The 19014-nt window shown below is 60.1% G+C and carries 14 protein-coding genes; 9 read left to right on the top strand and 5 right to left on the bottom strand.

The window, feature by feature from the left end:
* Window positions 1–136: 136 nt before the first annotated feature.
* The 4 genes from A3AS_RS47320 (at window position 137) to A3AS_RS0118760 (ending at window position 6150) form a co-directional block, all read left to right on the top strand.
* Window positions 137–355: a hypothetical protein gene (locus A3AS_RS47320; RefSeq protein ID WP_157644295.1), complete on the top strand. Its 219-nt coding sequence runs from the start codon at window positions 137–139 to the stop codon at window positions 353–355.
* Between the two features lie 94 nt (window positions 356–449).
* Entirely contained in the window at window positions 450–1322 is an 873-nt protein-coding gene (locus A3AS_RS0118775; RefSeq protein ID WP_020508699.1) for a hypothetical protein, read from the top strand.
* 26 nt (window positions 1323–1348) lie between these two features.
* Entirely contained in the window at window positions 1349–3805 is a 2457-nt protein-coding gene (locus A3AS_RS0118765; protein WP_049814917.1) for a glycosyltransferase, read from the top strand.
* Complete coding sequence (locus A3AS_RS0118760; protein ID WP_018319107.1) at window positions 3802–6150, top strand: glycosyltransferase; 2349 nt, start codon at window positions 3802–3804, stop codon at window positions 6148–6150. The genes A3AS_RS0118765 and A3AS_RS0118760 overlap by 4 nt, the downstream gene beginning before the upstream one ends.
* Before the next feature lie 60 nt (window positions 6151–6210).
* On the opposite strand, the gene rfbD is transcribed toward A3AS_RS0118760, so the two are convergent.
* Both rfbD and rfbC read right to left on the bottom strand, forming a co-directional pair.
* Window positions 6211–7161 (bottom strand): dTDP-4-dehydrorhamnose reductase, encoded by a 951-nt coding sequence (gene rfbD / locus A3AS_RS0118755; RefSeq protein WP_018319106.1) that lies wholly within the window; start codon window positions 7159–7161, stop codon window positions 6211–6213.
* Window positions 7161–7715: a dTDP-4-dehydrorhamnose 3,5-epimerase gene (rfbC, locus tag A3AS_RS0118750; protein ID WP_018319105.1), complete on the bottom strand. Its 555-nt coding sequence runs from the start codon at window positions 7713–7715 to the stop codon at window positions 7161–7163. The genes rfbD and rfbC overlap by 1 nt, the downstream gene beginning before the upstream one ends.
* Before the next feature lie 111 nt (window positions 7716–7826).
* On the opposite strand from rfbC, the gene rfbA reads away from it, so the two are divergent.
* From rfbA to A3AS_RS0118725, 5 genes are all read left to right on the top strand, one after another.
* Window positions 7827–8705: a glucose-1-phosphate thymidylyltransferase RfbA gene (rfbA, locus tag A3AS_RS0118745; protein ID WP_018319104.1), complete on the top strand. Its 879-nt coding sequence runs from the start codon at window positions 7827–7829 to the stop codon at window positions 8703–8705.
* Window positions 8706–8729: 24 nt separating this feature from the next.
* Window positions 8730–9797 (top strand): dTDP-glucose 4,6-dehydratase, encoded by a 1068-nt coding sequence (gene rfbB / locus A3AS_RS0118740; RefSeq protein WP_026202128.1) that lies wholly within the window; start codon window positions 8730–8732, stop codon window positions 9795–9797.
* 57 nt (window positions 9798–9854) lie between these two features.
* Window positions 9855–10718 (top strand): class I SAM-dependent methyltransferase, encoded by an 864-nt coding sequence (locus A3AS_RS0118735; RefSeq protein ID WP_018319102.1) that lies wholly within the window; start codon window positions 9855–9857, stop codon window positions 10716–10718.
* A 6-nt stretch (window positions 10719–10724) separates the two neighbouring features.
* Window positions 10725–11768, top strand: coding sequence for a hypothetical protein (locus A3AS_RS0118730; RefSeq protein WP_018319101.1), 1044 nt, complete (start codon window positions 10725–10727; stop codon window positions 11766–11768).
* Window positions 11769–12082: 314 nt separating this feature from the next.
* Window positions 12083–13006: a glycoside hydrolase family 99-like domain-containing protein gene (locus A3AS_RS0118725; protein ID WP_157644294.1), complete on the top strand. Its 924-nt coding sequence runs from the start codon at window positions 12083–12085 to the stop codon at window positions 13004–13006.
* A 327-nt stretch (window positions 13007–13333) separates the two neighbouring features.
* Here the strand turns inward: A3AS_RS0118725 and A3AS_RS0118720 are convergent, their stop codons facing one another.
* The 3 genes from A3AS_RS0118720 to A3AS_RS0118710 form a co-directional block, all read right to left on the bottom strand.
* Window positions 13334–14434 carry a polysaccharide pyruvyl transferase family protein gene (locus A3AS_RS0118720; protein WP_018319100.1) on the bottom strand — a complete coding sequence of 367 codons (1101 nt, stop codon included), beginning with the start codon at window positions 14432–14434 and terminating at the stop codon, window positions 13334–13336.
* A 125-nt stretch (window positions 14435–14559) separates the two neighbouring features.
* Complete coding sequence (locus A3AS_RS0118715; protein ID WP_018319099.1) at window positions 14560–15030, bottom strand: hypothetical protein; 471 nt, start codon at window positions 15028–15030, stop codon at window positions 14560–14562.
* Window positions 15031–15048: 18 nt separating this feature from the next.
* Window positions 15049–19011 (bottom strand): glycoside hydrolase family 99-like domain-containing protein, encoded by a 3963-nt coding sequence (locus A3AS_RS0118710; protein WP_157644293.1) that lies wholly within the window; start codon window positions 19009–19011, stop codon window positions 15049–15051.
* Between the last annotated feature and the right edge of the window lie 3 nt (window positions 19012–19014).

Here is a 19014-nt window from a genome sequence, read left to right as displayed (position 1 = left end):
CATGACATTTTCCTGCCCCAAATTAGAGCGATTAAGTCCGAACGTATGCCACTTTGGGTTTTGTTCTCGCTACGCGAGTTTTTGATGATTGCTTTAATCTTAGAGACCCAAGTCCAAGCGCACGGTGAGCCATCCGATGACGATTAAACAACCCCCTTTCGACCCTGAGTTGTGCAGCTGGCATCCTGACTTGATTGGCGTCGATGATATCGCGGATATCATCGCGCTGTTGAAAGACGAGAATGAAAGGCTTCGTCAGATTGCGGAGCTGCTCAGCGCAGAAACCGAATACATGCGCCGATCTCTGTTACCGCCAGATTGGCGTCCCGCCGCTCGCTTGAGATGCGTTCCCTGAAGTGCGCGGAGCGACGTTCCGCCTCTCAAGCGGGCACGCATGACCGTCAGGCGGCACAAAGAAAATCCTGGTTTATCGGATCTGATTCGGGGCAATGATGGGCGACGTTGAGCAACACAAAGTCGTAAGTCTCGATCGGGGACTGTTCTTCGTGAGCTACAAGAGCGCGGACGATCTCGCCTCGCCGCCTCACGTCACGGTTGTACCGGCGGAGGGGCATGAAGGCCGCATGGAGCTCATCATGCACCCCGATGCGAGCGAGCCGACACTATGGGAGCCCAATTCCGGTCTAATGGTGCGGGTCAACACGCCCGGCACGTTGCAGATTCAGGTTCAGCCGACGCGACCGGGAGGATCGCGCGCGGCCATGGTTCGTATCGAACCGATTCAATCCGGCCGCGCACCACTCGTCGCGCAAAGTGAGCACGCGGCCTTGCACACAAATGTTGCAATCGAGGGCCTCAAGGTCCTCGGCCACGTTGCTGGTCGCGGCGATGTTGTTGCCGCGCCCAGCACGTGGATTGCGGGTCCAACGGCCCCTTCGCGCATCGAAGGAATTGCTCTTGACTGGCCGGAGAAGCCTGTGGGCCTCGATATTCGCTATGCGGTCCAATTCGCCAATGGCCAGGCGGGCAGCGGCAAAATGGTCTCACTTGGGACTTTTGCCGGCACCCGCGGACGAGCCTTGCCGATTACGGGCGTCGTGCTGGAAATCAGCGGCACCGACGGATTCGAGTTCGTGGCGGAAGCGACGTTCCTGAACGCGCCGACTTTGCGCGCCGTCGGCAAACGGGTCGTACTGTCGGGCCCGACCAGCCGCGAGCCTCTGGTCGGCATTCGCATCGGCATCAACCGAATCGCGGCCACGGACAACGTCGTGCCCGCAAAGCCGGCACGTAAGCCGGTCGGCTCCGGCCGGGTGCGTGTTTTCCGCAGTCGGGCGCGCCAAGAGAGTTCCGTCGGCTAACGAGATCGACTAGGCCGGACCACCGCATGGTTCTTAACGGGGTCATTGACGTCCCCTCGCTTGCCGGGGCTCGCGCGCATATCGCGCTCGAACGCCTCGCAGCCGAGGCGCTGACCGCGCATGACTTCGCGACGGCACTCAAATACGCCGATCGACGCATTCGCGTTGCGCCTCCACCAGCAGCTCACTGCTTCGTTCTCCGCGCCGAAGCCGCTTGGAGGCTTGGATTTAGCGAAGCTGCACTGTTCGATCTTGCGCGGGCGCTTCTTGTCGATCCTTCGGATGTCGGCGCCAACCGCCGGATGCTGGCATGGGCTGCCGACGATCAACGACTGGCCGCAGCCACTCAACTGATATGCCGCGAAGGCAATCCAGCCATCCTTCGAGCTGCCATCGCGGAGCTGCGGCGCGCCGGGGGCCGGCATTGGGCGGCCTGCTCTGTGTTCGACAATCACGTGACGGGCTGGGTCGCTTGGACCAACGCCCTTCCCGTCGAAGTGAGCCTTGCAATCGAAGACGGCACGCTGACGAGCATTCTCGAACCCAATCCGTTTCACCCCCTGGCGAGCGCAGATGTGCAGGCAACAACCTTCCTGGTTCGGCGGCCACCGTCCAAGACAGCTCAGATCGTGACGTTGAGATGCGGCGAAGACGTCATCCAGGTTCGACGCGTGGCGCCCAATCTCGCCTCGACGATGAACCTCAGAGCCACTCGCGATCCTGCCACCAGAATCGGATCGAACGTCGACCTGCCGACCGTTATCGTCCCTGTCTATGGGGATGCGCGGGCAACGATCGAATGCTTCAAGAGTCTCGACAAGGCAAGGCGTCCACGAGGATCTGGTAAGGACGCCTTTCAGGTTCTCGCCATCGACGATGCCAGTCCGGAAGTGGAGCTGCAGCGCCATCTGAGCGAGCTTGCGACGACAGGCAAGATTCGTCTCCTCGTAAACACGGTCAATCTCGGCTTTGTTGGCGCGATCAATCGCGCGCTGAAGGAGGTCCGGACGGGCGACATCGTACTGCTCAACTCCGACACGCTCGTCCCGCCCGGCTTCGTCGATCGGTTAGCCGATGTGGCACATTCGGCCCCGAACATCGGAACCGTCACACCGCTCTCCAACAACGGCGACATCTTTTCCTTTCCGACGCCGAACGACGTTAATCCCATGCCGCGCTATGACGAGATCGTCGCAATCGATCGCGTCGCCAGCGCCGCCAACGCGGGGCACGCGATCGATGTCGCAAGCGGAATCGGATTCTGCCTCTATGTGACCCGCGCCTGCCTCGACAGTGTGGGCGAGCTCTCGGACAATTTCGAGCGCGGTTATCTCGAGGACGTCGATCTCTGCCTCCGCGCGCGGGCCAATGGATTTCGCAACGTTTGCGCGCCATCGGTCTATGTCGGACATCACGGCTCTAAATCTTTCCAAGAGGAGAAGCGAGGCCTCGTGCTTCGCAATCTCGGCATTTTGGACCAGCGATTCCCGAACTACCGGGAGGAATGCCGCGCCTTTGAAATCGCCGATCCGTTACGGCCGGCGCGCGCCGCGCTCGAGCGTGCGCTGCCATGGCCGGCTGAGCCATCGGTGCTGGTTCTCGCGGGCGAGCGGACCTGCCCTGCCGTAACCGAAGCGCGGATACGGCATCTCCGGCTAGATGGCGAGCGCACGATCCTGCTCTCCTGGGAGCAGGATGTGCTTCATCTCAGGGCTACCGACGGAGGTTTGCCGCAGGCCACACGCTTGCGCCTCGATGCAGAGGCCGGTCGCGCCGAGGCCGGCGACCTCCTGACGCGCTTATGCCCAACGCGTATCGAGATCCTCGACCCGAATCCGTCGCCACGGCTCACCGAATGGATCGGGGGCCTCGATCTTCCGGTCGATCGCTGGCTGCTATCGGCGAGCATCGGCGAGATCGCTTCCCTGCCCCCCCATACGACCCCTCTTCTCGTCCCCAGCAAATCGGCCAAAGCTTTTGCGCAAGAACGGTGGCCCAATCGCGAAATCGTCCTGCATGATTGGCCCACAGGTTCACTGACACTACCTCCGATCTCCGCCTCGCATAAATCCCTCGTCATCGTTCCCGCGACTCCTTCGCCGGCATCCCTGCGCATGATACGAACATTGGCAGATCGCCTGTGGCGGCGCGAACCATCCTTACCGATCGTCATCGCCGGGACCACCTGCGGCGATGATCGCCTGATGTCGCGGCCCAATCTCTTCGTCACGGGCGCGGTCGCTGCGGACGAGTTGGGCGAGGTGCTGACGCCGCATAATCCGGGCTGGATCCTCACCGATTTCGAGCAGCCCATCTTCGGCCATCCTCTCGTCGAGGCCGCCAAACAGGCGACAAGACCCGTCGCCTATTGCGACTGGTCCGGCGGCGCGCTTAAGCCCCGCAAAGGCGACCTTGCGATTCCTGCCATTGTGAACGCAGCAGGACTTGCCGATCTCGTGGTCGACTGGATCGCGGGGTCATGAGCATGTCGCGTCTCTCCCGCCCCCAGCCCGAACCGTCGATCAGACCAAAGCTCGTCAGCCGGCTCGAGCTCGCGCACGACGGGACGTTGTCCGGCTTCGTCTACGACGCCCACGCGCCGGAGCGCCGCTATACCGTTGAGATCTTGCTCGACGGTCTGGTGTTCAGCACGGCCTATGCCGACGCCTTCGTTCGCGGGCTCTCTGAACCAGGGCTTCAGGCGAGTTGCGGCTTTGCGGTCACGATCGAGCCCGATCTGCTTCGCGCCGCGCGCATCCTCGAGGCACGCCTCGCCAATCTTGGCACTCTCGTTGGTCAACCCATCGATCTGGAGAGTGGCCGCGCAAGCCTCGTCGATCTGCGCAAGACATGCGAGTTGCGCTGGCTTGGCGGGTTGCACTTCCAAGGCTGGATCGATAGCGAACCCGCTCTGTTCCTGGAGGCAATCGTTGACGGAGAGGCCGTCGCACAGGTTCACGCTACCGCCTGGACGCATGTCGGCGAAGCTGCCGCACACCGGAATGCGCGCGCCTTCGATTTCCATGTTCCGCAACGTTTTGCCGACGGACGCGTTCACCGCGCTTCGCTGCGCAGGGAGGACGGCGAGCCAATTCCAACAACGGCCGTCTTCGTTGCCTTTCCCGACGGTCTCGCCGGAATGATCGACGCGCTCGGCGGCTACGATGCCGAGCGTCTGCGCGGCAAGCTCTATGACCAACTGATCCCGGCCTCGCTTCCCCTCGCCGACTACGTGAATTGGCGCGATCGCTTTCCGCTGCTGGCGCCGCTGGCAAGCGGTCTTTCGCTCGCTGTCATGATCGCCGGCGCCGCCGGCGCAGAGCAAACGCTCGCCGCGCTGGAGACCCAGACCCACGAAAGCTGGACTGCCGGCTTGATCGACGGCGAGCCGCTCTCCGTCGATACCGACGCTCTCCTGGAATTCTTGGACGACGCCGCTTCCGATGCACATCATGTCGTCATCGCGATGGCGGGCGTGGTGCTCGAGCCGAATGCCCTGGCCCGCATCGCCGCCGCATTCGACGCCTATCCGGATGCGATCGCTCTGTACGGCGATCTTGATTTACTTGCTGAGGATGGTCGGCTCTGGCCTCTGGCCTTTCCCGCCTTCGACTACGAGAGAATGCTCGAGCAAGGCTATTGTGCGCATCTGTTCGCAGTGCGACGCGACGCTTTGCTCACCGGCCTCGAGACCCGCCCCGACAATCTCTACCGTCTCTTCAACTGCCTGCTCGATCACCTCGGTCCGCGTCAGGACAACATCCTTCATTTGCCGGGAGCGCTGGCGACGCTTCCTAAACTCGATCGAACCAACGCCAGCCATCAGCTTGCCGCGGCGAGCCAGATGCACCTCGATGCACGCGCCGTCAGCGCGGACGTGACCCCACAACAGGGTAACCTCTTCCCTGCGGTCCGGATTGGTCGAGCGGTTTCGCGCCAGCGCGTGACCGTGGTCATTCCGACCCGCGATCGTCTCCCCCTCCTGCGGACCTGTCTCGACAGCATCGCGCCCGCAGTGGAGCGCTGCCGCGCAGATATCCTTGTCGTCGACAATGACAGTGTCGATCCGGACACCATCGCTTACCTTGCAGATCTGCCGAGACGGGGCGTGCGAACCTTGCGGGTCGAAGGACCCTTCAACTTCGCCAGGCTCAACAATCAAGCCTGCGCAGTCCTGGACAGCGACGTGCTCTGTCTCCTCAATAATGACATCGAAGCGGGCTCCGATGACTGGCTCGAGGAGATGCTGACGCGGCTCGCCGAGCCTGATGTCGGCGCGGTCGGCGCACTCCTGACCTGGCCTGGCGGCGTCGTGCAGCATGGCGGTGTCGTCTTGGGAATGAACTTTGCGGCGACCCACGCCTTCACCGACAGATTTGCCGATGATCCCGGCTTTCTCGATCAACTGCTTGTGACGCACGGATGCAGCGCGGTGACTGCGGCCTGCCTCGCGACGAGACGCAGCGACTATCTTTCCGTCGGCGGGATGGACGAAGCGCGCTTTGCCGTCGCCTTCAACGACGTGGACTATTGCTTACGGCTGCGTCAAGCGGGCAAGCGCATCGTTTTCACGCCGCATGCGAAGCTGGTTCACGCCGAATCTGCCAGCCGCGGCGCGGATGATCGCGCCGACCGGCGCGGCCGGTTCGAGCGCGAGCTCAATCTGCTTCGGGCGCGCTGGGGTGAATGGCTCAACGAGGACCCGACCTACAATCCGCAGCTTTCGCGCGATGGCATCCCCTACAGCGGCCTCGCCTGGCCGCCGGGGCCACGCGCCCCTCGCTACAATCATCTCGAACCAGCGCGCGAAGTGCCGTTGGGGTTTTGAAGCGACGCCTCATCGCCCTTCAGGCCGCCGCGCGTCTCTCTCGATCGATCCGCCGGTGAATCACGAATAGGCTCGCCGCTGGAGCTGACCCGCCGCCTCGGCGTGCGCTGCGTCTTCTTGCAAGGCAACGAAATCGTCGAGCTCGACCGACAACGCCTCCCGCCAGTCCGGCGTGACCACTCCGAATTGGCTGTTAAGGCGCGACAGGTTGAGTCGGGAATTGCCGGGCCGCGGCGCCTTGGTCGGGAAATCGGCCGTAGCGATCGGAACGATCTCCTCCACCTCCAGCGCAAGGCCGCGCGACTTCAGGCCGGCGACGATCGCGCTCGCAAAGCCATGCCAACTGGTCTCACCCGTGCAAACGAGATTGACGACGCCCCCTTTGCGCGCAAAGAGCTCATTCAGGTTCGACAAATTTGGCAGCACGATATCCGCGATGGCGTTGGCGATTGACCTCGCCGTCGTAGGCGCGCCGATCTGGTCGGCGACGATGCGTAGCTCTTTGCGCTCCGCCGCAAGCCGCGCGATGGTGCGCAGGAAGTTGGCGCCCTTGGCGGCGTAGACCCAGGAGGTGCGCGCGATCAGGTGCGGACCACCGGCTGCGCGAATGGAACTGTCGCCGGCAAGCTTGCTCGCGCCGTAGACCGAAAGCGGGCCCGTCGGACTGTCCTCGCGCCACGGTGCCTCCCCGGAGCCGTCAAAGACATAGTCGGTGGAAAAATGCACCAGCGGCACCCGATGTTTCGCCGCCCATTGGGCGATCTCCCCAGGTCCCCCGGCATTGATGCGGAACGCAAGCTCGCGCTCGTCTTCGGCGCGGTCTACGGCGGTATAGGCCGCGGGGTTGATGATGAGATCGGGCTTGAAGGCATCGAGCGCTCCGGCAAGCCGTTCGGGCTTCGACAGATCAAACTCGGTGATGTCAGGCGCAATGATCGTACCGAGCCCTGCCAGAAGCGGTTGCAATGCGCCTCCGACCTGGCCGTCGGTTCCCGTCAACAATATCCGCATCAGATCTGCCCGTAGACTGGAAGGTTTTTCGAGTCGGCAAGCAGCGGCGCATCCGCATCTTTGGCCGACAGCGATGGTTTTTTGATGCCCCAGTTGATGCCGATCGTCGGGTCGTCCCAGCGGATCGAGACCTCGTTCTTGGGGCTATAGAAATCGTCGCATTTGTAGAAAAAGTCCGCGGTCTCCGAGAGCACCAGGAAACCATGCGCGAAGCCGCGCGGAACCCATAACTGCCGCCGGTTTTCCTCGCTCAACTCGACGGCCACGTGGCGCCCGAAATTCGGACTCCCGACGCGGATATCCACTGCGACGTCGAGCACCTTGCCCCGCAGCACCGCCACCAATTTGCCCTGGGTGACGGGATTTTGCAGATGCAGACCACGCAGCACCCCGTAGCGCGAGCGGGACATGTTGTCCTGCACGAAGGGCCGCGTGATGCCGTACTCGACGTAGCGGGGAAACTGATAGCTCTCGACGAAGAAGCCACGGTCGTCGCCGAAGAACTGGGGCTCGATGATGAGGACTTCAGGAAGCTCGGTCCGGATCACATTCATTTTCGGAGCACTGCGAATTTTTGCCGACCGACACCGGTGTTTCGGCGTCGTCACCAACTTGTACTCTTCACATTATATGTTATGGTTGTGATAAGTAAACTGTGAGGAGCAATGAAGGGCATCATTCTCGCAGGCGGCACCGGCTCTCGCCTCTATCCCGTGACGACCGTCGTCTCGAAGCAACTTCTGCCGGTCTTCGACAAACCCATGATCTACTATCCGCTCTCGACGCTAATGCTTGGCGGAATCAGGGAAATTTTAGTCATTTCCACGCCCCAGGACAAGGCGCTCTTTGAGCGGTTGCTCGGTGATGGCAGCGAAATCGGCCTACATTTTTCCTACGCCACGCAGGAGGCGCCGCGGGGGTTGGCCGACGCATTCATCGTCGGGCGTGACTTTATCGGCGACGATCCGGTCGCCCTAGTGTTAGGAGATAACATTTTCTACGGGCACAGCCTGCCAGGAATGTTAACAAAGGCATCCCTGCGCAATAAGGGCGCCACCATCTTTGGTTATGTCGTCAACACGCCTGAGCAATATGGCGTGGTTGAGCTCGACCAGGCCGGTCGCGCGCTTTCGATCGAGGAGAAGCCGAAGCAGCCGAAGTCCAACGTCGCGGTCACCGGGCTCTATTTCTACGACAACGACGTCGTCGACATCGCCGCGCGGATCAAGCCGTCGGCACGCGGCGAGATTGAGATTACGGACGTCAACAAGGCCTATATGGACCGGGGCGATCTCTATGTCGACGTGCTCGGTCGCGGCTTTGCCTGGCTCGACACCGGTACACACTCCTCGCTTGTCGAAGCCAGCCATTTCGTCCAGATCCTCGAGCAACGCCAGGGCCTGCGCATCGCCTGCCCCGAGGAAATCGCGTTGCGACAGGGCTACATCACGATTGAAGCGTTCGACCGGGTGGCCGCAAAGACCGCAAAGAGCAGCTACGGCGAATATCTACAGTCCGTCGCACGCGCGCACAGAGCGGCCTAATTCGCCGCACGGAGTTGATTGATTATGCGTTTGAAAGGGTTGACCATCTTCGTGACGGGCGGGGCCGGCTTCATCGGCTCCGCGGTCGTGCGCCACCTCCTGCGCAACAGCCATGCACGCGTCGTCAACATCGACAAGCTCACCTACGCCGCGAACCTCGATTCCCTCCCCGGCGCGACCGAAAACCTCCACTACGCTTTCGAGAAGCAATGCATCTGCGACGCCCCGGGACTGCGCCGGCTGTTCGAGCAGTATCAGCCCGACGCGGTGTTGAATCTTGCGGCTGAGAGCCATGTCGACCGCTCGATCGACGGCCCCGGCGAATTCATCCAGACCAACATCGTCGGCACCTTCACGGCGCTTCAGGAGGCTCTGCGCTACTGGAGGACACTATCTTCAGACAGGCGGGCGCGGTTCCGCTTCCAGCATATCTCCACGGATGAAGTGTTCGGCTCCCTTGGCAGGGACGGCTTCTTCACGGAAACCACGCCATATTCGCCCAACTCACCCTATTCAGCGAGCAAAGCCTCATCAGATCACCTCGTCCGCGCGTGGCACGAGACCTACGAGCTCCCAACGCTCGTGACCAACTGCTCGAACAATTATGGCCCCTATCACTTCCCGGAGAAACTGATCCCGCACATGATCATCAAGGGCCTGGCCGATGAACAGCTTCCCATCTACGGCGACGGGCAGAATGTCCGCGACTGGCTCTATGTTGAGGATCACGCCAGGGCCCTCACGCTGGTGCTCGAGCACGGCGTCGTCGGCGAGACCTACAACATCGGCGGCCGGAACGAGCGCACCAATCTCCATGTGGTCGAAAGCATCTGCGATCTCCTCGACGAGATCAGTCCAGGTCATAGCGGCCCGCGCCGCCATCTCATCACCTTCGTCGCCGACCGCCCCGGTCACGATCGACGCTACGCGATCGACGCCTCGAAGCTCGAACGCGACCTGGGCTGGCGGGCCGAGGAGAATTTCGAGACCGGCATTCGGAAGACCGTCCATTGGTACGTCGAGCAGCAGCCGTGGTGGCAGGCGATCCTGGAGCGCGGATATCAGGCCAAGCGGGTCGGCCTCACCCAGTAGGCCGGAGCGAGGCGGCCTTCTGCCTCAAACAACGACGTTCGCTCAATCGAGGAAGAGATGCACAACACTGAGATCAACAAGATATACGAGACCTATGCACCTCTTACCGACCAGGAATGGCGGTCAGACCTGGTCAGGAGCGTCAAAGAGCCTTCGATACGGGGCATCGCCTTTCCCTCATTTCCATCAGCGGACCTGCAGCGCCATCTGCAAGGAAACTCCAACGAGATGGCGATCAGAGGCGCGCTCAGTTTTCGCGAGCACTGCGTCGGCGTCTTGAACGCCAATAGCGCGCCCTTCTCCAAGGATAGCACCCTGATCGACTTTGGAACCGGCTGGGGCCGCATCGCGCGCGCTTTTATGAAGGATGTGCCTGCGGCGAATATCTATGCAGTTGAACCGTTCGACTTCATCGTCGAAGCGCGCAAGGCGAACAGCTATATCAGCTTCGTCAAGACCGACCCGTTGCCGCCGCTCCCGTTCCGCGACGGATTCGCGACCCACTTGGTCACGTGGTCGACCTTTTCGCACTTCAACCAGCACTATTTCGATCGGTGGATTTCCGAGATTGCACGCATTCTCAGACCAGCTGGCGTCTGCTTCATAACGACTCTCGGCATTCGGTTCTTGGAGAACCTGAAGGAAGCACACCGAAAGAAGATCGATGGTGAAGAGATACACTTCTGGATTGATCTCATTCTGAAGCGGCTCCCCTACAACGCGATCGACACCGCAATAGCGGAAGTGACATCCGGAAAGTTCTTTTGGCTGCCCTCGGACTCAGTGGCGCGTAGCGAGTTTGCAGAATGCTTCGTTACGGACAAATATCTTTCCGATAAGTTCTCGGATCTATTCGCTGTCATCGACTATGCTGATCGCGGACAGCTTGCCCAAGATTGCATAGCACTGAGACGAAAGTGAGCCGTTGTGCCGCAGCTCTCAAAAGACGTTTTCGAGGGAGACGACGGCCATCTCTTCCTGGTTGGCGGCAGCAACGACGTCGCGCGTCTTTTCTCCGAATCCGACCAAAATCTCCAATTGATCTGTTCTGCATGGAAGGCTCTGCTGGTCAGCAGGAAAAGAACTGCCGCAGATAAAGGAATAAAATACCTTCACTGCTTCGTTCCAGATAAGCTCTCGATACTCAAGGCGAAGGCGCTCGCCATCACGTCTCAAATGAGATTCCCGGCCGAAATCCTGGAAGAGAGCGACGATGCCGAGCTGCGCGGGACCTTGGTCCCGTTAACCAATTATCTCAGAAAGCAGACAGGCAACTACGACGTATTCCATCGAACCGATACTCATTGGACGGTGGAAGGCTGCTTTAGCGCCTATCAGATGCTGTGCTCTTACATGGGGATACCGCAAAAGGCAGATCTGATCCTGCGGAACGCACCAGCCCACGAGGGCAGCTGGGATCTCGGCTCCAAGTTGACGCCCAAGCGGTTCGAGACGATCCGGTTCGGACGTTTTGGCATCGGCGCATCCCGGGTCGAGGCCAACGAGATCGTGACCGCGCGCGAAACCGGCCGAGTGCCGAACGATCTGTTGCTGCACGTCGGATCGATCGTCGAATATCGCAACGAGAGGCACCCTCTGGCGAAAATGCGGCTTCTCGTGTTCGGCGATTCCTTTTTTGAGTATCGGCCTCATATGCTCACCGGAATGTTTGCCGAGACCGTAGATGCCGTGATGTTTGTCTGGTCGGCCGCCATCGACTGGACGTTGGTCGACGACTTCAAGCCGGATATTCTACTGACAGAAATTGCGGAGCGATTTGTTCGCGTCGTGCCAACGGATGACGTCGATATCAGGCGCCATGCGGCCAGCAAACTTCAGTCCGTGTTGTGCTCGCAACCGAACGGAGAGCTTCATAGCCTGACACCCGAACCGCGCACGCCTCTGAGTGTGGAACAATCTTCCGCGCTGCGAGTTGTTGCCCCTCATGTCATGCGAGGCGTGTGCAGCTGATTGTGGAAAGATCAGCAGCCGCGTAGACGCCTCAAAGTCGAATGCATGGCCTGACGATCTGGTCGCAACCGCAAATGTCGGCTATTTCGTACCTGTCAACGCGTCGGATTCTTCTGCGAGGGTTTCTCGCCACCCTCCTGCTTCCCAGAAGGAGTTACGCAAGAACGCGATGCGCGACCTTCGGAGCCATAAGGTGGGACGCGCAATACTGCGACACGAAGGGGGAACCTTGTTATGAAGAAGAAAAAGCTCTGAGCCCCCAACGCTGGCAGTTTCGTGCGCCGCTCCATAGCCGTCTGACCGAGTCCAAAACGTTGCAATTCAACGCGACCAGAGACTCGTTCGACCATGAGATACGGGTCGCTCACGAGGCCGGTCTCGGCTACTGGGCATATCTGGCGTACGGCAGCGATGGCAAACTGGACCTCGCGCACTCGATGATGCAGGGGCTGAAGTACCATCGTCAAAGCGGCATTGCCGATCAGATGAACTATTGTCTGATAGCGACCTTGGACACGCTAGGTCGCGCTAACAGATTCGACGAAGCGACACGGTCCATTCGCGGTCTCTTTTCGGACCACAACTACCAGAGAACGCAGGACGGTAGGCCGCTTCTGTTCCTCTATTACCTGGATGCCCTATTGCCTTCATACTGGAACGGTTTGCTCGCCGAGCTCGGGAAATCGCTGTCTCACCTGCGAAACCTGACGACATCCTCGGGCGGCCGGGATCCGTACATCGTACTCTTGCACGCACCGCCTGCTGCAGCTGAAACGGTCCGAAGCCAGATAGGCGCCGATGCGATTTCGACATATGGAATAAATTTCGGACCAAATCGATCTGGCACTTATCCCGAGCTCCAACGGCACGCAGAGCAATATTGGGAAGATGAGTTGGCTCACACTTCGGTTAATGTGGTGCCGACCGTCATGGTCGGCTGGGATTCACGGCCGCGGAAGGAGACCCCTCCCGCTTATGACAAACGGGACTACACGCGCATCGACAGAGGCGCGCATGTCGCGATCGCAACCCCTAGCGAATTCGCTTTCGCCTGCCGACAGGCGTCGCGCTTCATGTCGAAGCACCCGGATCGATGCCCCTACCAGATCGCGCTGATCTATTCCTGGAATGAATACAGCGAAGGTGGAGCACTGGCCCCGACTTTGGGTGATCCGTCCGCCTCGATGTTGAGAACTGCGGGCGAAGTTATGAAGAGCTGTCACGCGGGAGAGAAGTGAGCATCGCACACGGCTCCAGGTAAACGCCGCCGCATTCACCCGCGATCAGCTACGGCTTTACAACCAGATTGTTTGATAGCAAGAATTCGCAATATGCCGGGTAACGCGTCGATGCACCTGGCAAAGAAGCGGTCACTCGTCATCTGAGCATGCACGCGCTTTCCGCTCATGAGCGGTCGGAAATATCGCTCAGCCGCAAGGTGAGAGATAGGTCTTTCTTATATGAACGATTTGTACGCGATTTCGGAATGAGTGATCAGCTCATCAGCCAATCCGGGTGTGCTTACATGCTTGTTCGTTGTCGTCCCGGGATCCGGCTTGAGATGGTCAGCTTTTAGCGATGAGTTTGTTTGCTGTGAGAAATCGCATATATGCCGGATAGAGTCCTTGATAGCGCCGCGCGAGGCTGCCGAGCCCGACACGACTATAGAGTTGCGCGACATCGATCTCATCGAGGTCAACGATGGAGACGAACGGCATGCCGAGGAACCGGCACATATCCTCAGTTCTCGTATCGTGACAGATGACGAGAGCGGGAACGCCACGCTGCAGAGCGATCATGCAGCCGTGAAATCGACTGCCGAAGACGAAATCGTAGGTCCCAACGGTATCAAGCCAGTCATCCACGTCAAAAAAGACTCGCACGTGATCGGTCGCCCACTTTCGTATGTCGGCCTCGGGAGCGGCGCCTGTCAAGAAGGTCGAAAGTTCCTTCAGCGAGTCCTCAGCATTCCGGGCTTTCTTGTCTCCCAACCTGATTTCAGCCTGTTCGCTTTGGGCAACGAAATCCGCTTTCCAGGTTATTCCCGTCTTGTAGATCTCGCGCACGAGCCGAAGCATCCTTTCCTTGTCGAAGGAATGAACGATGACGTCGCGAGACGCGTTGATCGAAAGGCGCTTTACCTCTTCAAACGGCCTTCGGGGGATGTTCATGCCGTGAGGCCCTCCCATGTAGTAGGAAGGGCAGCCGGTCACGGTCACGTTGTGCACGCCACGAAGCGCGAGAACTTCTTGCGTGTAGGGGCCCCGAACGCCGATGCTGACAGCACGTTCGGCAATCAGAGACACGAACCGCTCGGTGCCAGGCATCAAGCTTATGTTCGGGTCGTAGCTGCTTGATTGAGCTCCGAGACCCACTATCGCCACCGGCAAGTCGGCCCGCTCGATATATTGCGCCATGCCGCCCAAATCGAATTTGGGAAACAGGAAGTTGGCCGCCGCAACGACGATCATGTCGAAACGCTCATGCACCGCCCTGGGATCGATACTGTGATCCCACGAGAGGTCGTCATATACGATACGATCAAGCAGCCCGCGCGCAATCAACTGGTTCCCGGTATTGCCTCCGGTTTTCGCCAGTTTTGAAATTGGATCTTCGCCAACTTCCGCGGAAAAGCTCGGCGTTGCTCCAAGCAGAAAAATCTTCACTGTGCTCCTCCGGCGGCGATATCGATCCTAAACCAATATGTAGCGCGCTTATTCCCACCCATATTGCCCTTCACCACCATCATCCAAATAACTTTGCGGCCACAACAAGGATCGTCACCGCATCTTCATCCTACCTTCCCTCTGATCGCTGATTTCCATTGCGCCGCCTCGGCTTCGTAGTCAGCCGCAGGCGACCGCCCTTCTCCGCCACCAATTGATAGAAAGTGTGCTTCCGCGGATTTCACCCGACCATCTCTAACGGCTGCCGCGACGTCGGGATATTTGCCGAGATACCATTCGGCATCTACGGCCGGCCCTCCTCCACGGCGGCCCTCAAAGTAGCCGAAGCCTATGTAGTGCATGTGTGCACTTTCGAGCTCCCCACGAGAAACGGCCTTTGCAACGTCGGGATTCTCCCGCAAATAGCTGTCCTCGTCGAAATCGGCAGCGGCTATGGCGATCTGTAGCAACAGCTTGAGCAAGCCTGCCGGCACCTTGACATAGCCGGAACCATCCAAAGCGGACTTGTCGAGATTTAAGGCACTCATCAACGATTCAGCAGAAGGCACAAACATCAAATCACCCAAAAACGCCATTAGTTGCAGTCACCACGATCACATCCCGGCCGCAGCGCGCGCTGCAGCTTTTGCTGTCCGCTTCGGCTTCTCGGCGTCGCTGGCTGTTTCCAGCAATTGCACCGACACCTCGTCGAGGTAGGCAGCCTGCGCTCCGAGTTCCCGCTCTCCGAAGCCGAACCGCTCGCGCGCGAGGCGGTGCATCGTATCGATCTCTTCGATGTGCTTTTGCGCCTTCAACGAATGGGTGACGCTCGCCGCATGGCGACGGTGAATGTTGAGGGGATCGGCGACATAGGCAATTTTCGCGCCCGGTGCCGCAAGCGCCTCGAGATAGAGCAACCAATCACCAGCCATCCGGAAGTCCGTTAGACGGTCGTGGCACGCACTCAGTGCGCGCAACAGCGCCTCCCGACGCCACAGAACTGAACTGACATTCAGAATCGTATTCCGGACACCAAGGTAACGAGCTACGAAGTCGCGACCGCCGAAGATCTCGTTGCGCGATAGCGCACCAGGCTCGATCGTGGCGTAATAGGGCTTATAGCTCGCATAGAGATGCGCGCCGTCGGCATCAATGGACTTCGAGTCGGTAAACCCGATGGCGATGTCCGGATCGCCCTGCATGAGCGCGAGCAGGCTGGAGATGAAGGTCGGCTCCGAGAGATCGTCGGCCTCGGCGATCCAAAGGAACTCCCCCTTCGCCATCTCGGCAGCCTTCGCCCATTGCGCGAACACCGAGCCGGAATTCTGTTCATTGATGACGAGGGTGAGATCACGCTGGCGCTGGTCCGCAAGCTTCATGATGACGGAAATGCTGTCGTCGGACGAGCAGTCGTCCAGCACGATGATTTCCTCGACCGGATGGTTCTGGTCGAAGATGGTGTAAAGCCGCTCCGGCAGGCAGTGCGCATAGTTGTAGTTGGGCACTGCGACCGAGACGGTGGGCACGGATGGAACGGCAAGCCGCAGGAGATCGCGGACATAGTCTGCGAAGGCGAACTTGGTCTGGATGATCTCAGCCATGCGGGCACGCTCGGCGTCCGATGGCATCGAGCGCAGACAATTCTCCACGGCCTGTGCCATCGCCGGCGCATCGCAATAGGGCACGACGCGGCCGACGTTCTCCTTGAGAAGGAAGCCCGGAATGCCGCCGGAGTCCTGAAACGCAACGACAGGCACGCCGACGCTGAGCGCCTCCAGCGCCACCGTCGGGAATGGGTCCTCGCGTGAGGTCAGCGCGTAGACGTCGGAGGCGGAATAGAGCGCCTGCATGTCCGAACGATAGCCGGCGAGATGGAAATGGCCGGTGGCCTCGGCCCGCTTGATCTCCGGTCCCAGCCATTCCTGCAGGCTTGGATCGATGCCGCCGGCCCAGCAGAAATGAACATTTGCATCGCGTCGTCGCACCAGGTTCCAGACTTGCAGAAACAGGTCAAAGCCCTTGCGCAGGTCGGCATAGCCGACGCCGAGCACCATCTTGTCGGCGGGCGCAATGCCAAATTCCTTGCGAACGAGCGCGGCCTCCGTCGGCGCCGGCTCGATCTGCTTGTAGCTGCCCTGCGCGCGAATGAGGAAACGCTCGTCGGTCGCGTCAAGCCCGAGCGCTTCGACGAGCTTGTCGCGTACGAAGTCCGAGGCGAACACGACATGATGCGCACTCCCGATCGCCGCCCGTGCGATCTCCTCCAGGTGCTTCTCATGCAGAATCCTCGGCAGTTCGTGCACCAGGGAAACGGTCCGAAAGCCCATTTCAACGAGAAACTTCGCGGCGCGCCCACTCGCCGCCGTGTTGGCGATGGCCGCCGTAAAGCCCTTTTCCCGGAAGTGTCGCAGTGTCGCAGGGATCTCCGAGCCCTGCTTGAGCACGGTGAGTGGAGCGACCGAGGCGTATTCGGCCTCCATCGCTCCGCCCTGAAGCAGGAGATATTCGACCTCGATGTTGAAGGCGCTGCGCAGCGTCCTGCCGATGTTGAGCAAAAGATGCTGCGCGCCGCTGGGGAACGCATCATGTCCGACCAATAGAACCTTGGGCAATGACAGATCCCGGGTCAGACCGGTAGCCGAACGCGCAGTGGCATTCAGATAGGCCGAGCCGAAATGCAGATCAGGCTCGAGATAAGCGCCTTCACACCATTCGTTCCAGGCGTTGATACAGACGAACGACTCGCCGAAGAAGGTGTGGGTCTGCGCCTGGTCGACCAGCGCCGACAGCCACGCTTCATATTTCTGCGGGGTCGAACCCTGGATCACCAGGCCCGAGCCCTGCCGGCGGGCATCATTGTCCCAGCTCGGCACCACCGTCTTGATCAGCGGAAACTTCGGACGCGGCTCCTCGAGCGAATATTTGACGACATCGTCATAGCTATAGATCTGGCCTGCATAAGTGTCGTCCAAGATCTTGGCTTCGGAGTTCACCAACGGCACGTATTTGGTCAGCTTGTGCGGCGGAAACTCGATCGCGCCGTCCATGCCGTTCGCAGCCGGATCATAATCATCAAAACTCTGGCTCATGATGATGATCGGATCTTCGTTGAATTTCTTCGCGAAGATCGATCGCCAGCGCGCGATAACACTCGCCGTATTCGGAATGAGGCGCGGCCGATAGATCATCAGGAGCGGCCGGCCCTGGATGCGAATGTAGCGCTTGTCCTTGAAGTGCCGGTTGAAGTCGGACAACAGGCGCTCGTCATCGTCGGAGAGGTAGTCCTGCGAGATCAGGACTTCGCCCTCCATGCCGTCCCAGCGCCGTGTCCAGTTCTCGTTGGCCCACATCAGGCAAAACGGCATGTTGATATCGCGCGTCTTGAGGAACTGCTCCAGCGGCTTTTCCAAGAGGCGCTTACCGTTGAACCAGTAGTAATAATACACGAAGCCGTGGACACCCGCCGCCTTGGCGAGCTTCGCCTGCTTGCGCATGGTCTCGATGTCGGCGAGCGAATAGAAGCCCAGGTCGCGCGGAATCCGCGGCTGGTAGTGATCTTTGAACCGCGGAATGCCGCGCGCGATGTTCGTCCATTCGGTGAAGCCGGTGCCCCACCATTTGTCGTTCTCAGGAAAGGCGTGAAACTGGGTCAGATAGTAGGCCAGCACCTTGGCGCGCGGCTTGGCGCCGGCCGGCAATGGACGCAGCTCCTCGAACAGTGGGCTCGGCCGGGTGAACCGCTTGATCTCCGCCGGGATCGTGGCTTCGTTCTCCGGAGGTGACGGATAGATGCCATCCTCATGGCGATGCTCGAGATAATGCAGAAGCGGATTCTGGTCCGTCTTACCCTTGAAATAACGCTGAATGTAGAACTTGGTGTCGAAATCCGCTGACGGGTTGCGCCCTTCCTTGTAGCCATGAAAGATGAAGTGCTCGAACGGATCGACGCCGGCCGCGGCGACGTCCTGGTAGGCCTGAAGATAGTATTGCGCGTCAAATTCCGGGATCGGGCTGAACGGGCCCAAGCGGTTCTTGAGATAGTGCGCAAGCGGGCTCTCGCCTTCCGGAATGCCGTACTTCTCCCGATACCAGGCCGGCTGAAAATAGGGGCTTGGCCGCCGTCCATCGCGCTCGCCGACTGTCCCATAATGCAGGAACGGATGCGCATCCGCCTCCTGCACATCGGGATACGTCGTGACGTACCAGATCGGGTCGAAGATCGGATTTGGCTTACGACCTTCCCTGTAGCCATAGAGGAAGAAATGCTCGAATGGATCAGCTCCGACTGCTATCACGTCCGGATAACTCGCGGCGTAGAAGTCCTCGTCGAACAGACCGAGGCCCTTGAGGGTGCGCGCGGCATCTGCAAGGTCCGCGGCCGGCAATAGCTGCTCGATTTCGCGCGGCGGCTCCGGCTGTCTGCTCGCCGGTTCCTCGGCGGCGAGCACCTTCGCAGAACTGTTTGGCTTTGTGGCGCCCGGTTCTGCCTTGAATTGCAGCCTTGCGGCAGCACTGCGCCTTGCCCGAGGTTCTCTCTGACCGGCGTCGCGCGCGAGCTTCGAAAGGAAATCAGCCATTGT

The sequence above is a fragment of the Bradyrhizobium sp. WSM2793 genome (genome assembly GCF_000379585.1).
Taxonomy (GTDB): Bacteria; Pseudomonadota; Alphaproteobacteria; order Rhizobiales; family Xanthobacteraceae; genus Bradyrhizobium.
This window is presented reverse-complemented; position numbering and strand designations above follow the sequence as displayed.